Source organism: Catalinimonas alkaloidigena, assembly GCF_029504655.1.
Taxonomy (GTDB): domain Bacteria; phylum Bacteroidota; class Bacteroidia; order Cytophagales; family Cyclobacteriaceae; genus Catalinimonas; species Catalinimonas alkaloidigena.
In genome coordinates this window covers 5,290,567-5,303,717 of record NZ_JAQFIL010000001.1, presented here as the reverse complement: position 1 = coordinate 5,303,717, position 13,151 = coordinate 5,290,567, and the positions used below count along the sequence as shown (strand labels likewise).

Annotated in this window: 17 protein-coding genes and 1 pseudogene; 10 read left to right on the top strand and 8 right to left on the bottom strand. The window is 40.2% G+C overall.

Features of this window, described 5'->3' with window-relative positions:
• Positions 1-8 precede the first annotated feature (8 nt).
• Positions 9-212: pseudogene (locus OKW21_RS21740) on the bottom strand (phage integrase N-terminal SAM-like domain-containing protein); the annotation flags it as partial.
• 547 nt (positions 213-759) lie between these two features.
• Here OKW21_RS21740 and OKW21_RS21735 point away from each other — a divergent pair.
• Together OKW21_RS21735 and OKW21_RS21730 are read left to right on the top strand one after the other, a co-directional pair.
• Positions 760-2,133, top strand: coding sequence for an IS110 family RNA-guided transposase (locus OKW21_RS21735; RefSeq protein WP_277483401.1), 1,374 nt, complete (start codon positions 760-762; stop codon positions 2,131-2,133).
• Positions 2,134-2,172: 39 nt separating this feature from the next.
• On the top strand, positions 2,173-2,604 hold the full coding sequence (locus OKW21_RS21730) for a hypothetical protein (protein ID WP_277483397.1): 432 nt from the start codon (positions 2,173-2,175) through the stop codon (positions 2,602-2,604).
• Between the two features lie 7 nt (positions 2,605-2,611).
• Here the strand turns inward: OKW21_RS21730 and ltrA are convergent, their stop codons facing one another.
• Positions 2,612-3,985: a group II intron reverse transcriptase/maturase gene (gene ltrA / locus OKW21_RS21725; protein ID WP_277483394.1), complete on the bottom strand. Its 1,374-nt coding sequence runs from the start codon at positions 3,983-3,985 to the stop codon at positions 2,612-2,614.
• Positions 3,986-4,200: 215 nt separating this feature from the next.
• Between ltrA and OKW21_RS21720 the strand changes: the two genes are divergently transcribed.
• From OKW21_RS21720 to OKW21_RS21695, 6 genes are all read left to right on the top strand, one after another.
• Entirely contained in the window at positions 4,201-4,398 is a 198-nt protein-coding gene (locus OKW21_RS21720; protein ID WP_277483392.1) for a hypothetical protein, read from the top strand.
• 256 nt (positions 4,399-4,654) lie between these two features.
• Positions 4,655-5,188, top strand: coding sequence for a hypothetical protein (locus OKW21_RS21715; protein ID WP_277483390.1), 534 nt, complete (start codon positions 4,655-4,657; stop codon positions 5,186-5,188).
• A gap of 261 nt (positions 5,189-5,449) precedes the next feature.
• Positions 5,450-6,301, top strand: coding sequence for an ATP-grasp domain-containing protein (locus tag OKW21_RS21710; RefSeq protein WP_277483388.1), 852 nt, complete (start codon positions 5,450-5,452; stop codon positions 6,299-6,301).
• A gap of 188 nt (positions 6,302-6,489) precedes the next feature.
• A complete protein-coding gene (gene panD / locus OKW21_RS21705; protein WP_277483386.1) occupies positions 6,490-6,849 on the top strand; it encodes an aspartate 1-decarboxylase in 360 nt (119 codons plus the stop codon).
• The gene (locus OKW21_RS21700; protein WP_277483383.1) at positions 6,846-7,379 is read left to right on the top strand and encodes a GNAT family N-acetyltransferase; all 534 of its coding nucleotides are present in this window, start codon (positions 6,846-6,848) and stop codon (positions 7,377-7,379) included. Before panD ends, OKW21_RS21700 begins: the two co-directional genes overlap by 4 nt.
• 103 nt (positions 7,380-7,482) lie before the next feature.
• Positions 7,483-8,043, top strand: a complete 561-nt coding sequence (locus OKW21_RS21695) for a GNAT family N-acetyltransferase (protein WP_277483380.1) — start codon at positions 7,483-7,485, stop codon at positions 8,041-8,043.
• Between the two features lie 41 nt (positions 8,044-8,084).
• Here the strand turns inward: OKW21_RS21695 and OKW21_RS21690 are convergent, their stop codons facing one another.
• The 6 genes from OKW21_RS21690 to OKW21_RS21670 form a co-directional block, all read right to left on the bottom strand.
• Positions 8,085-8,390 carry a recombinase family protein gene (locus OKW21_RS21690; protein ID WP_420870120.1) on the bottom strand — a complete coding sequence of 102 codons (306 nt, stop codon included), beginning with the start codon at positions 8,388-8,390 and terminating at the stop codon, positions 8,085-8,087.
• 48 nt (positions 8,391-8,438) lie between these two features.
• The gene (gene tnpC / locus OKW21_RS21685; RefSeq protein ID WP_277483376.1) at positions 8,439-9,935 is read right to left on the bottom strand and encodes an IS66 family transposase; all 1,497 of its coding nucleotides are present in this window, start codon (positions 9,933-9,935) and stop codon (positions 8,439-8,441) included.
• Positions 9,936-9,976: 41 nt separating this feature from the next.
• Entirely contained in the window at positions 9,977-10,333 is a 357-nt protein-coding gene (gene tnpB / locus OKW21_RS21680) for an IS66 family insertion sequence element accessory protein TnpB (protein WP_277483369.1), read from the bottom strand.
• Between the two features lie 184 nt (positions 10,334-10,517).
• Positions 10,518-10,634, bottom strand: a complete 117-nt coding sequence (gene tnpA / locus OKW21_RS32800; RefSeq protein WP_420870119.1) for an IS66 family insertion sequence element accessory protein TnpA — start codon at positions 10,632-10,634, stop codon at positions 10,518-10,520.
• A gap of 19 nt (positions 10,635-10,653) precedes the next feature.
• Positions 10,654-10,953: a recombinase family protein gene (locus OKW21_RS21675; protein WP_477099978.1), complete on the bottom strand. Its 300-nt coding sequence runs from the start codon at positions 10,951-10,953 to the stop codon at positions 10,654-10,656.
• A gap of 85 nt (positions 10,954-11,038) precedes the next feature.
• Positions 11,039-11,665 carry a recombinase family protein gene (locus OKW21_RS21670; RefSeq protein WP_277483366.1) on the bottom strand — a complete coding sequence of 209 codons (627 nt, stop codon included), beginning with the start codon at positions 11,663-11,665 and terminating at the stop codon, positions 11,039-11,041.
• A 507-nt stretch (positions 11,666-12,172) separates the two neighbouring features.
• On the opposite strand from OKW21_RS21670, the gene OKW21_RS21665 reads away from it, so the two are divergent.
• The gene (locus tag OKW21_RS21665; protein ID WP_277483362.1) at positions 12,173-12,547 is read left to right on the top strand and encodes an ArsR/SmtB family transcription factor; all 375 of its coding nucleotides are present in this window, start codon (positions 12,173-12,175) and stop codon (positions 12,545-12,547) included.
• A complete protein-coding gene (gene merTP, locus OKW21_RS21660) occupies positions 12,544-13,149 on the top strand; it encodes a mercuric transport protein MerTP (protein ID WP_277483360.1) in 606 nt (201 codons plus the stop codon). Before OKW21_RS21665 ends, merTP begins: the two co-directional genes overlap by 4 nt.
• Positions 13,150-13,151: the final 2 nt, after the last annotated feature.

Genomic DNA, 13,151 nt, shown 5'->3' with positions numbered 1-13,151 from the left:
TAAACATACCTCAGGCCATAGACGGTATGCTTAAAAAAACTCTCAGATGGTGTTTTCTTCTGCTGTTTAAGGTAATGCAAATAGTCTAACACTTGTTCTTCATCCAGCAGAACTGGATTAGTGTTGTAATACTGGGCCATCTGGGCCAGACAACGCGAGTAATTTGTCAATGTACTCTGGCTGTAGCCAGCAACTGAGAGACTTCTTTCTAGTTTCTGATAGAATGGGAGAAAATCAGGAACCTCACGGCATGTTCTTTCTACAAGGGTTTCACCCTTGGCGCGATGTGTTTTTTTTCATGATATAAATGGTTTAAATTACCTTCATCAAGATAAGAATATCATGAAAAACCCTGCTGCTAAAGGCTACCGTAGGTTTAGTTCAACATCACCTAGCCCCAACCGGGCGGAAATGATAGCATGATCGTTTGGTTGCTCAAGCGGTAGGAAATTGTAATTTGAAATAAATGCGCCCATAAGGCCCGGTATGATGGCTAGCCTTGTCGTTAGCAGGCATTCCTCCTATATTAAAAAGATTGACTCCTCAAGCTAACGATGGGCTACATTTCCTTAGCTTTTATTAAATTTAATGAAGCTCTATGTAAGGCCGATTTTCTAAGTGTTGCAATTAAGCACGAGGTGCATTCTGGTTGAGGTGTATGCGATGACTCCAGTGGCGGTCCTGAGTATTCGGGAACCCCGTTCAGAATATTTTCTTTGCCAAAAGCACATCTCCTTAGAGCTAAAAAAATACTATATCATGGAACAGGAATCAATTTCAATGGAAGTCGTCAATCCCCAGGCTGCGGGCATTGACGTGGGCAGCCGATCTCACTGGGTGGCTGTTGGTCAATCCGAGCAAGATGTTCGGGAATTTGGGGTCTATAATCAAGATCTTTTCGCTATGGTAGATTGGTTAAATGAAAGACACATTAGCACTGTCGCTATGGAAAGCACCGGCACGTATTGGCAAAATCTGTATGCAGTGCTCATTTCAAAAGGTTTTCATGTCATTCTATGCAACGGAAAATTCACAAAGAACATCAAAGGAAAAAAAACTGATATCAAAGACTGCCACGGGGTCGCCCGGCGATGGATACAGAAGCTTCATACATTGGGGTTACTCACCAGCAGTTTTCTTCCAGATGGTCAGACTGAAGAACTCAGAACCTATTGTCGCCATCGTTCCAATTTACTTCATTCAGCAGCATCTACCTCCAAGAAGATGCAGAAGTACTTGAGATTGCTCAATCTCAGACTTGATGTGGTAGTGAAGGATATATGCGGTCTTACAGGTCTGCTGATTATCCGCTCCGTCTGTGCTGGAGAAACAGATCCTGCAAAGCTTTCCTCCTTACGTCATGGTAATTGCAGGAAAAGTGAAGAGGAAATTGCCAGGGCACTCCAGTCCAATGGCAGACAGGACTATCTTTTTGCACTTCAGCAGGAATTGGACATGTATGATCATCTTCAACTTAAGATTGAAGAATGTGATAAAAAGATAGCAGCGAAGTTGGAAGAGATCATAGGCAATGATAACAACAAAAGACAGCACTACATAGAACCCAAACCTCACAAAAGGATTAACAAAAACACCCCGAAGGACATTGACTTGAATCTAAAATCCTACCAGATGTTTGAGGGTACGGATTTACTGGCTATAGAAGGTATGAGCTTTTCTACTGTACTGTCCCTGATGAGCGAAGTGGGCGTTGAAGGGATCAAAAAATTCAAAACGGCCAAGCACTTCGCATCATGGCTTCGGTTAGCACCCAATAATAAAGTAAGCGGAGGCAAGTTGCTATCCAGCAAAGTACCTAAAGGAAGTAACAGACTGAAAATAGCCCTGCGGAATGCAGCTAATGCCATAGGAAACCTGAAAGACTCCACACCATTGAGAGACTTTTTTCAGCGCATTAACTTCAGAAAAGGACGAGTTTCAGCTATTAGTGCTACAGCCAGGAAACTAGCAGTAATTATCTGGAATATGGTGGTTAAGGGGGTGCCTTATGTCAATCCGGAAGGATATCTTTATCTGGATCAAAAAAGAAAGCTGGGGTTGGTCAAGAGAATTAGAAAACAAATTGATAAATTCGGTTTGACTAATGAAGAATTAGGATTAGTAACTACCTGATTTTCAACATGGTGAATTTACGTTAGTCAGAATTGAAAAATGAATCCAAAAGAAATTTTAGAAAAAGAACTATTGGGAGCATTTATTTCTCGCTTTAGTGTAGGCGATACTTGGGAAATATATTTCGGAAAGTACTGGCTAGTTGCACAGAATATAATTTCTGAAGATGAAGAAATTTTAAATCAATGGATTTTGAATAACTATGAATATTCAAAAGATACTGTTGACAAAGAAAATATTGCTAAGAGTGCTATTGTAGCCGCTAATATGAGAAAAGTTGTAATAGGATTGAAGCTTGATGACCGATACAACTTGACCATTGAATTTGAAAATGGAAGTAATTTATTGATTCCGACTAATGAAGATATAGTGGATTGGCAATGGTGTTTCAATAAATCTGGGGGTGATCCGTATCAAGACTATTTAGTAGCGTGCTTTTGGGAAGGAGAAGTAGAATTCAAAAATCATTAAACACTTGCTAATCGAGTAGACGGCTGACAGTCAATTGACTGCCAGTGCGCCTCTCACACCACTCAGCGTACGGGTCTCGTACTGAGCGCTCCACGCCGGACGGTTCGTTAAATTTCTGGGTAATCTTTAGGTAATAATCCAGCAAAGGTTCAAAGCCTCTTCTTTTGAGCCTGGCCTTTGTGACCGTAGTACTCAAGATAGGGCTTAATGCTACTGCCCAACTTCCCATTCTTGTTCTGCTCCAGGAGTATGCTTGACCATATCGGAGTCCCAGTCGGATTAGGTTCTTCCTTTTCCTTTCAGGCTTCTTCCAATCATGCCAGATACAACACCTGATTCTACTCCTTAGCCAGCCATCTAGGTACTTGAGACGACCGTGAATATTTCCCAATCGGAAATAATTGAGCCAGCCTCTCTGTACTTGTTTGATTTTGGCTAAGCGTTCGGATAGAGAACTCGGAATGGTTTTCTTGGTGATAGCTTTCAGTTCTCTTTTCAGAGACTTCCAACTTTTATCACTTACCGTAAGTTGGTATTGTCCTTTCACTCCTTTCTCAAATACTGGTACAAACTTGTAGCCTAGTATCTCAAAGTTCACATGTCTGCGTATGCCACTTTTCTGCCGGTTGATAGGCAGTTTTAGCTTGTCCCTGAGGAACAAGAAAATACTGTTTCCTACTTGCCGAGCTTCCGACTGACTTTTTGTATAAATACTAAAGTCATCTGCATAGCGGACATACTTAAGCCCTCTTTTCTCCGTTTCCTTGTCCAATTCATGAAGCATGATGTTGGATAGGATTGGAGAGAGCGGGCTGCCCTGTGGAACGCCTTTTCTGCGCTTGACTAATCTTCCATTAATTTGAATGGGAGCCCTTAGCCACTTGCGGATCAGGCGCATCGTGAGTGGACATTTTACCTTGCGATAAACAAGCTGTAGAAGCAGACAATGATCAACCTCGTCAAAGAAGCTTTTGAGGTCTATATCAACAATATGCTGGTGACCTTCATTGATGTACTTCTGCGATTGCTTTACCGCCTGTAAGGCGTTACGATTAGGCCTGAATCCATAGCTATGTTCTTTGAACTGTAGCTCGAACTTCGGACTTATCACCTGGCTAACCGCCTGTTGTAGCACGCGGTCGACGACAGTTGGCACGCCTAAGAGACGTTTTCCGTTGCTTTTGGGAATTTCTACCCCCAGGATAGGTTGAGGAAGGTATTTACCGCTACATATGGCTGTGGATATTCTGTCTCGATGTTCCCTTAGGAACTCAGTAAGATCATTCACAGTCATGCCATCCACGCCTGCGGAGCCTTTATTAGCTCTGACTTGGAGGTATGCTTTCCGTATGTTCTTGCGGTCAATAACCTTTTCAATCATCCTTTACTACTTAACTTTTCCTGTCCCACCTATCACCGGGCTGGCAGACTCTTAATCTGTGAACCTCCCGGTAGCATTTGGGACGAATTTAACGTTCAGTCCTTCATCACCTTGTGAGACCTCTGTAGCTCTTACAGCTCGTTCCCAGTGACTACTATGACCTCTGCTGACTCCTCAACTACCTAAATTAGGCAGTTAAGGCCTCCCTTGGTAAGATGAATATCCTTATGTCTATCGCTGCCACATCTACTATTTTGGTGCTGTCCTCTTACGAGGTGTTGGACTTCAGTATGATGTGCTACCTCATCCGACCTAATAGCCTCCTTATGTGGTTCATGTTCTTCAGTACAGACACCGCAGTCTGGCTTACTTCAGTGCATGGATTACTCCAAACCACCTTGCCACTTGCTTAGCTTGGGGAAATGACTCCCCCGCCTACTGTACTATTTCCTGATGAATATTACACCAGAACTTTCACCCTTTGGGACATCCTTTTAAAGAACTATATTTACCATTCAAGGCACACACAAATTGCAGCCGACAGCCTAGCATTATTTAGCATGAGCGTTAGTTTCGCCAAGCACGAAAATTGTAAATTGAAAAATCAACTTAAACAAGCCCGGCCGATCGGCTCACCCTTGACGTTACATAGAATTTAGACAACCAAAAATGGACTTTGAACCAATTATAACAAATGACATTAATCAACTTCAGGAAATATTCGATTTACGGGTCGAGGTTTGGGAAAAATCTCCATTTCATGAAATAGTAAATAAAAACCTATTTCCTAATGGCTGGTCAGATAATTTGGATTCATCAGGACACCATATTATAGTTCACGATGGAAAGAAGAAAATAATAGCTTCTGCAAGACTTAACTTTTATGAAAAAACTAAAAGTCTTCCATTTTTCTCTCTAATTAATCATGTACAATTACCTAGGGAAGGCCCTTTGGGATATTATAGTCGTTTAGTTGTTAATGAGAAAGGGTATGGCATCTCAAAGAAAATTGATGAGTTTGTCATTAACTACTGTAAAATCAAAAGTATCAATTGGATAATCGGATTATCAAATACTAGGACGGAGTTAATGACAAATAAATTAGGTTTTAGAGTGTACGGAAAAACTGAAATAAAATATCATGAATTATCTAAAAAGCATCCAGTAGACATTATAATAAAAACTTTAAAAAATGAGTTTTGAAGCAATAATATCTACCCTAACTGTCATTTCAAGATCTTGCATTCAAACTGATAGGAGCACCTAGCCAGATTAAACGAATTTATAGAGAACAAAACTCAATAAGTGTTTCCTTAACTCAATGGCTTTTGGTATTTACAACTTATGTCCTTTGGATTATTCATGGGTTCCCAGTAATAGACTACACAATTATCTTAGGCCAAGGTCTAGGAATTGTTACATCGGGCTTGATAGTTATCTTTATATTGAAATATAGCAAAGGAAATGAGTAGGTTTTTTTGTATATATAACAGTGTTTATACAGATAGTCTTGATTTAAAAGAAAGATTAGACAGTTTAAAGGGGGGGTGCAATTTCCACTCCATAGAGTTTGTTGAAATTGATGAGGATTTCGTAGATTTTTCAACTTTACCTATTCCTAATTCTAATGACGGTTTATATAATTGTGCAAGGGGAAGTTTCATTACAGAAAGATTAATGCTAAATGAAAACGTTAAAACTTTCTATCGGAACTATGAGGTGCTTAGTCAAAAAGATGATAGTAATATTCTTACTATTGAATTACAAAAGAAAAACATTCCCACTCCTAAAACCATATATAAGGGGACAAATAATAGAAATCTCCTAAATAAGTATGTTGATTTTTTGGATGGATTCCCGTTGATAGTAAAAACTTATGGTGGTGTAAGCGGAGTGGGTGTAATTAGAATTGATAGTTATTCTAGCTTGTTTAGTATAACAGATTTTCTGGTTAAGAAAAATGAAGATTTTCAAATAAAGCAATTTATTAAATCAAATTCTTGCGAGAGAGTAACTGTTCTAGGAGATAAAGTCCTGTATTCAATTACAAGACCAATAAAAGAGCAAGAATTCAGAAGTGATGGGTACAGTAAGTCGGTACGAAAGGTTGAGCTAGGAAGCAAGATTAACGAAATTGCCATTAAAGCAGCCCACGCCTCAAATTTAAATTTTGCAGGAATAGACATAATCGTTGATAGAAAAAATAAGGAAGCCTATGTTTTAGAGGTAAATCTTCCGCATAATTTTGTACAACATGAGAAAATTACTGGAGAAAAATACAGCCGTGAAATGATAGGTTGGATGTTTAATAAATAAAAACTGCAGGTAACCGCAAGAGAATACCGCAGGTTTAGTTTAACAAAAAGCGGATGTAAGACCTCTAAAATTGAGTCGAAAAGCTAGTTACGCCAAGCGGTAAAATTGATTATTTGAAAGAAAATCGCCCACAACTCAGTCCAGCAGCTAGCTTCGGTTGTTAGAGTTAATTATTAATAAAAATCAAAATGAAAGAGACAACTGTACTAAAATGTAAACTTCACAATGCTATCGTAACAGATGCCAATTTACTATATGAAGGTTCAATAACGATTGATTCAGAATTTATGAAGAAAGTTGGTTTGAATGAATGGGAAAAGGTATTGGTAATAAACCAAAGTAATGCCGTTCGAATAGAAACCTATGTTATTAGGGGAGAAGAAAATAGTCAAACTATTTGTCTAAACGGACCGTCTGCCCGACAATTTCAAAAGGGCGATAAAGTCATTATATGCGCCTTCCACAATGTAGAAAACAGTGAGTTAGAGTATTATAGTCCACAAATTCTCAAATTCAATGGAAGCAATGATAATCCAGTACTATTGTGAATACTAAACTATACCAGACAGATAACTTCAAAGAATTGATTCAAATATTCAAAATGCGTGTTCTCTGCTGGGAAAATATAAGTAAAGTCGATTCAAGAAATTACCCACATGGCATGATAGAAACGCATGACTATAGTCCAGATGCATATCATTATATCATGAGAAATGAAAACGAAATTATTGGTGGAGCTAGGCTAAAAATTTGTCATGAGTTAAAAGAAATACCTGATTACGAAGTTTATGAGAGCAGAAATATTTCTTTTAAGTGGCCTGTTGGACATTTAGGGAAATTAATCGTTCTTCCTAAATATCATGGTCAGGGATTTAGCCAAGAATTTGATAAAATTAGATATAAGAAAAGCAAAGAACTAGGAGCTAAAATGATTTTGGGATGGACTCATATTCAATCAAAAAGACTTTGGCATAAATTGAATTCTGATGGATTCAAAAGTTCAGGCTTAATAAATTCAGAGAATTATACAGGAAATTGGGAACTGGGTAACGGTGAAATTATTTATAAGCATATTTGAAAGACTAGTTCTATCGGATTTTTAGCAAGCTTTGACTTAATAGGATAAGTACGCATCTCCTAAATGTTCTACATTTCATACCCGAGACCGTTGGCATTAATTTATGGACTATGAAATCAAAATTCTTAACGACCGGCAAAGACTTAAAGAAATCTTTGAGTTAAGATGTTTGGCGTGGGAGAATAATGATGAGGTTAAAACTATTAACTTTAATAAATATCCAGAAGGTTACTCCGACAGTTTGGATGACGAGAGTATTCATTTTGTGTGCATTGACCCAAAGAAAAAAATAATTGGAGCTGCACGTTTAACAATACTTCAATCATTTGAAAATATTATATACCCAAAAATTTTTAGCGCATATAATGAATGGCCTCTTGAAAGACCATTTCTTTTATATTCAAGACAAGTTGTACACCCATCCTTTCAAGGAAATGGAATTGGAAATAAACTAGATTGGACAAGAATTGCTTTCCAGTATGACAATGATATTAAATTTGGAACTGGCACTGCAAATCAAAACAGGTTAGAGAGTTTGGTAAAGAAAGGATGGAAAACGATACTAAAAATTTCAAATGAAATGGATTCAACATATGACTTTAGTGGAAAAAACTATTTACTCATCCTGTTGAATAAAAGAAATAGTACTAGGCACAACAACTAAGATTCTGTGTGATAAAAAGGGATCAAGATACATTCAAGCTTTTAAGAATTCTCCTTTTCAGGAGGATTCTCACGAACGATCTTGTAAAGCGTAGGTTTAGAGATGTGGAACATCTCCAGGATTTCAGCAATGGTATGGTCTTTATCGTGGTAAAGTTTGACAATTAGCTTCTGTTTCTTTTTATCCAGGGCAGGAGGGCGGCCACCCAGTCTGCCACGGGCTCTGGCTGACAATAAGCCAGCTTGAGTTCTTTCCCGGATCAGGTTCCTTTCAAATTCTGCCAAAGCTCCGAACATATGAAAAATCAACTTTCCTTCGGAAGTCGTGGTATCAATAGATTCCTGCAAACTCTTAAAAGAGATACCTTCACTGTATCCGTCCCGTGAAGTAGCCTATTAAATTTTCACCTCGGTATTTACCTTAGCAGGTTTCCAGTTTGGTGGTAGTAATTCATGGAGCTGGTTGACGGGATGCTCTGGTAATCTTTTCAGCACATCCTGGAGATAATCATAAGGATTAATGTTCTGGAGTTTGCAACTACCAAGCAGGCTATACACTATAGCAGCTTTTTCTGCACCGGAATGACTGCCAGCAAAGAGGTAGTTCTTGCGACCTAGCGCCACTGGTCTAATACTATTCTCGATGAGGTTGTTATCTACTTCCAACCTGCCATCCTGAAGGTAGATGTAAATTTTGTTGTAGCGAGCAATGAGGTAGTAGAAGGCCTTTCCAATTTTACTCTTGGGTAATACTGTAGGATACTCATTGACCAACCACTGACCTAAGGCATCCATGACAGGGACAGATTTTTCTTGTCTCAGAGAGTAGCGATCTTCTGGATCAAGATTTTGCTCCCTGGCTTCTCTCTCAACTGCATATAGTTGCTGGATCAAAAGCAGTACCTGCTCTGATCTTACCGGATCACTGTCCTTAGCATGCTCAAAATACCTGCGAGCATGAGCAAGACATCCCACCAGGATAATATTCTCTCTGTCCTCGAACTGCTCGTAAGCCTGGTATCCGTCAGTTTGAAGGTACCCCTGATAATCTTTGAGCATTTGCTTAGGTCCCTCTCTGTTTCTACCTTTCTGGTAATCAAAGAGTACCAGCTTCTTTTCTGGAGCATGGTACACCCAATGGTAGCCTTGGTGGGTCTTCTTTTTCTGTTTATCCAGCACCGGAATCGGAGTCTCGTCAGCCTGTAAGTAGGTAGATTTGAGTACCTCAAACTTGAGTGCCAGATAAAGAGGTTCTAATAGATTACAGGCAGCAGGTAGCCAGCTATTCAAAGTGCTGGACGGAATCTTCATGCCCATTCTTTCGTATCTCTGTGCTTGGCGATAGAAAGGTAGGTGATAGACGAACTTATCTACAATGATCTGTGCCAGCAGTCCAGGTCCTGGTATGCCTTTCTCTATGGGCCTGGCTGGTAGCTCAGCTATATGAAAACTCTCCTCTGCACATACATATCTGGGGCGGATGTACCTGCGCACAAACAGACGGGCAGGCTCAAGATCTAACTCTTCCGTTACTTCTTCGCCAATCTTACGCATAGTGGAGACATCCTCCTCAGGCTCCAACACTACATCTATGCGAGGCAGATGATCCGGGAAACTCTGACGTACTGGCTTCTTGCCCGCCTGCTTTACAGCACGTTGGTAGCTTACAGTCTGTTTGACTACTGCCTGCTCTTCATCAGTAGTCTCTGTGGCTAATTCCAGACTCAGTTGAGCATCATCTTTTTGGGCAGGCACAAAGCGTTCTCTTTTACTGCCAAATATGAGCCGTTTGAGTTCAGCAAGCTCATCTTTGAGCAGTTGATTCTCTGCTAACAGACGCTGCTTTTCCTGCTGAAGTAGGGCTAGTTCATCCTGGAGTGAAGAGCTTGACATACCGAAATATATCGACAGAATCTTTCACCAGCAAGCTTGTATTATACTTTTTCAAATGTTTTAGAGTAGCGTTTCCGTCTGTACTTTACTTCCACTTCTAATCCCTCAAGTAGTAGAGATAATTCACTGTAGGTAAGGCTAATGGAGTGATCCTGTACCTTTGGCAGCTTGAAGGTTCCGGCCTCTAATCTTTTATAATACAGCACAAAACCACTAGACTCCCAGACCAAAAGCTTCATCCTGTCCAGCCGCTTACCTAAGAATATGTATACGTCACCTGAGCAGACATCTCTGCCCATCTGCTGCTGCACTATGCCACTTAGCCCGTCAAACCCTTTCCGCATGTCCACAGCCTGGCTAAACAAAAAGAATTGCTGCCGTTGGCTCAGGCCGAACATACCTTGAGCACTTGCTGAAGATAGCTTACCGGTACCGGACTGGCAAAACGGATTACCACTCCGGTAGGTAAGACGACCTCCATACCGCTGATCATCTCCTTATCACTAGATACCGGTATAAAGTGACCAGATGAGGGTAGAGAGACTTGCTCTGATAGGCCTGCTTTTTCTTTCCGATATCTACCTACCAGTAAGGCAGGATATGAAGGGCTAGTTGATGACGCTGACTATATTCTTTTTGGGTCAATCCACTCTGTAGCCACTCCTCTACCACAGGAAACATTTCTGCTGATGTACGCATAAATCTTTTTCCTGCTATATTAGAAAGAACACCTGTCTGTAAGCAAGGCTACTTTACCGGACGGATACCCTTCACTCTCTAACCAGGTAACCCACTCAATGAGATTCCTCAAGGTCCTTCCTAAACGATCTAGTCTCCAGACTACCAAAGTATCTCCTGATCTGAGCTGCTCTTTCAATTTAGCAAGACCTGGCCGTTCAGCTATGGCACCGTAAATGGTATCTTCAAAGATGCGTTCGCATCCTGCTTTTTGTAAAGCATCTTTTTGCAGGTTGAGGTTCTGGTCATGAGTAGAGATTCTGGCATATCCAATAAGCATATAATATTGGGGTCTTAAAGTTTAATTCTTCATTAACCTGTGAATTTCAGAATTATATTGCCGCTTTTTTTCATCGCTAATTTGCCTATTGGCTAGCTTTCTTAATGTTGTTCTTTTTGATCCAATTGGACAAAGTGGCTTCGGTGACCTTGTAGCGATTAGCGATAAACTTTTGGGTAGAGCCATTGGATAGAAGGGCTTCAATTTCAGGACGGTAGGCATCCAGTTTACTTTTCCCTGGTCCCTTAGGTCTGCCGAGCTTTACGCCGGCTAGTCTTTTGGCTTTGAGTGATTCACGAGTACGCTTACTAATGAGGTCCCGCTCTATTTCGGAAGCCATAGAAAAGACCATTGCCATGACTTTACTTTGAATAGTATTATCCAATTGCCAGTTACCTTTGACGGTGTAAATCTTGATTCCTTTTTGCATGGCAATAGAGATGATCTCCATGCATTCCAGCATGCTCCGTCCTAAACGGGAAAATTCACTTAGCAGAATAACATCACCCTTATCGAGCTCTTCAATGAGTTGACCAATTCTTCTCAACTTCCAGGAGACTTTACCGGAAACCTTCTCCTGCATAAATTCTACCCTTCCCAAATTTTTCTCATTGGCCAGGTGAAGGATATCAGCTTTGTTTTTTTCCAAATCCTGATCTATAGTAGAGACGCGAAGGTAAGCAACAGTTCTTGATGCGATATTTTGGCTCATTTCTTAGTAATTAGAAGAAAACCCAAAGATGAATATTTATTTATAATAATAAACACTTTAAAGTAAGTGATTTTCATTAAATTATCATTACCAATTAAACGGAGGTTTTTTCTATAATTTTTTCAAGTCAATTTGGCAGCAATGAAAAAATTAATTTCCACCACTTCAAACTTTAAGTGAATCAAAAGCCAAAATCATATCTACCTTTTAGCACTATGAATGTCGTACCGGATTTTGGTACTAGAATATTAAAAAGAGATCCAATGAACAGGCATGAAATAGAGTAGGAGGGGAGGTGTTAGAAAGAGACCTTTTTAGGAGAGGCAAGACACACACAATAATGGGTTGCTCTACATAAAGGGACAGAATTCTCAATAGGATTATAGATTTGTTGTCAAGTTGAACCGCTACAAGACACTGATCTAAATGGTGAAGAAACCTTTCAGCAAATTATGTGTTGTGTATTTAAGTATTTGCTAAAGTATTAAAGTTAGCTATATTGGTGATATGAAAGAAAATCAATGTATCCGGGTATTTGCTGATCAACAGCAAATTGCGCGTTGTCAGCAACGCGTAGAACAAGTTAGCCCTTCGGTGGCTGGCTTATCCAACGCTTTAGGCCTAGCTGGTAACGAAGTGCGATTGAAAATCTTGTTTCTATTAGATGAGGAAGCTGAGCTATGCGTTTGTGACTTGAGCGATATTTTGGGTATGAAGATATCTGCCGTCTCTCAGCACCTTCGAAAGCTTAAAGATGGGAACATCGTCCAAACCAAGAAAATAGGACAAACTATTTTCTATCGTCTTGCCCCGGAATACGCGCAACTCTTTCGTCCCTTTTTTGCCATGATTACCGACAATAAAACTATCACTGTATCATGAAGACGTCTAAAAATTCTGCCGCGAGTTTAGGGATATTGACTGCCATTACTGCTTCGCTTTGCTGTATCACCCCGGTACTGGCTTTTGTAGCTGGAGCCAGTGGCGTAGCGGCCACCTTTTCGTGGCTTGAACCTTTTCGCCCGTATCTGATTGGGCTTACTGTTCTTGTATTGGGGTTTGCCTGGTATCAACAACTCAAGCCCCGGAGCGCCGAAGAAATTGCTTGTGCCTGCGAAGATGATGAGCCACCGAGTTTTTGGCAATCCAAAAAGTTTCTGGCTATCGTTACCGTCGTAGCCGGGGCACTGCTCTTCTTTCCTTCTTATGCCGATGTCTTTTTTCCTCAGACGGAACATCAAGCCGTGATCGTTCAGCCATCTGATTTACAAGAAACGCAATTCGCAGTGCAGGGTATGACCTGTACCGGCTGCGAGGAGCATGTAAAGCATACGGCCCTACAACTGAATGGAGTAATAGAAGCGAATGCCTATTATGAGCAAGGCATTGCCCAAGTCAAATTTGATCCGAGTCTAGTCGATATTGAAGAGATAGGACAAGCCATTGAAGAAGAAACCGGATATAAAGTAAGTCAACCGCAATAAGC

Excerpts from the sequence above, each read along its gene's own strand:
- tnpB (WP_277483369.1), bottom strand. The coding sequence starts at position 10,333 with ATGTTCGGCCTGAGCCAACGGCAGCAATTCTTTTTGTTTAGCCAGGCT.
- OKW21_RS21720 (WP_277483392.1), top strand. The coding sequence starts at position 4,201 with ATGAATATCCTTATGTCTATCGCTGCCACATCTACTATTTTGGTGCTG.
- OKW21_RS21670 (WP_277483366.1), bottom strand. The coding sequence starts at position 11,665 with ATGAGCCAAAATATCGCATCAAGAACTGTTGCTTACCTTCGCGTCTCT.
- OKW21_RS21665 (WP_277483362.1), top strand. The coding sequence starts at position 12,173 with ATGAAAGAAAATCAATGTATCCGGGTATTTGCTGATCAACAGCAAATT.
- OKW21_RS21695 (WP_277483380.1), top strand. The coding sequence starts at position 7,483 with ATGGACTATGAAATCAAAATTCTTAACGACCGGCAAAGACTTAAAGAA.
- OKW21_RS21710 (WP_277483388.1), top strand. The coding sequence starts at position 5,450 with ATGAGTAGGTTTTTTTGTATATATAACAGTGTTTATACAGATAGTCTT.
- tnpC (WP_277483376.1), bottom strand. The coding sequence starts at position 9,935 with ATGTCAAGCTCTTCACTCCAGGATGAACTAGCCCTACTTCAGCAGGAA.
- OKW21_RS21675 (WP_477099978.1), bottom strand. The coding sequence starts at position 10,953 with ATGCTTATTGGATATGCCAGAATCTCTACTCATGACCAGAACCTCAAC.
- tnpA (WP_420870119.1), bottom strand. The coding sequence starts at position 10,634 with ATGCGTACATCAGCAGAAATGTTTCCTGTGGTAGAGGAGTGGCTACAG.
- OKW21_RS21730 (WP_277483397.1), top strand. The coding sequence starts at position 2,173 with ATGAATCCAAAAGAAATTTTAGAAAAAGAACTATTGGGAGCATTTATT.
- merTP (WP_277483360.1), top strand. The coding sequence starts at position 12,544 with ATGAAGACGTCTAAAAATTCTGCCGCGAGTTTAGGGATATTGACTGCC.
- OKW21_RS21735 (WP_277483401.1), top strand. The coding sequence starts at position 760 with ATGGAACAGGAATCAATTTCAATGGAAGTCGTCAATCCCCAGGCTGCG.
- ltrA (WP_277483394.1), bottom strand. The coding sequence starts at position 3,985 with ATGATTGAAAAGGTTATTGACCGCAAGAACATACGGAAAGCATACCTC.
- OKW21_RS21715 (WP_277483390.1), top strand. The coding sequence starts at position 4,655 with ATGGACTTTGAACCAATTATAACAAATGACATTAATCAACTTCAGGAA.
- panD (WP_277483386.1), top strand. The coding sequence starts at position 6,490 with ATGAAAGAGACAACTGTACTAAAATGTAAACTTCACAATGCTATCGTA.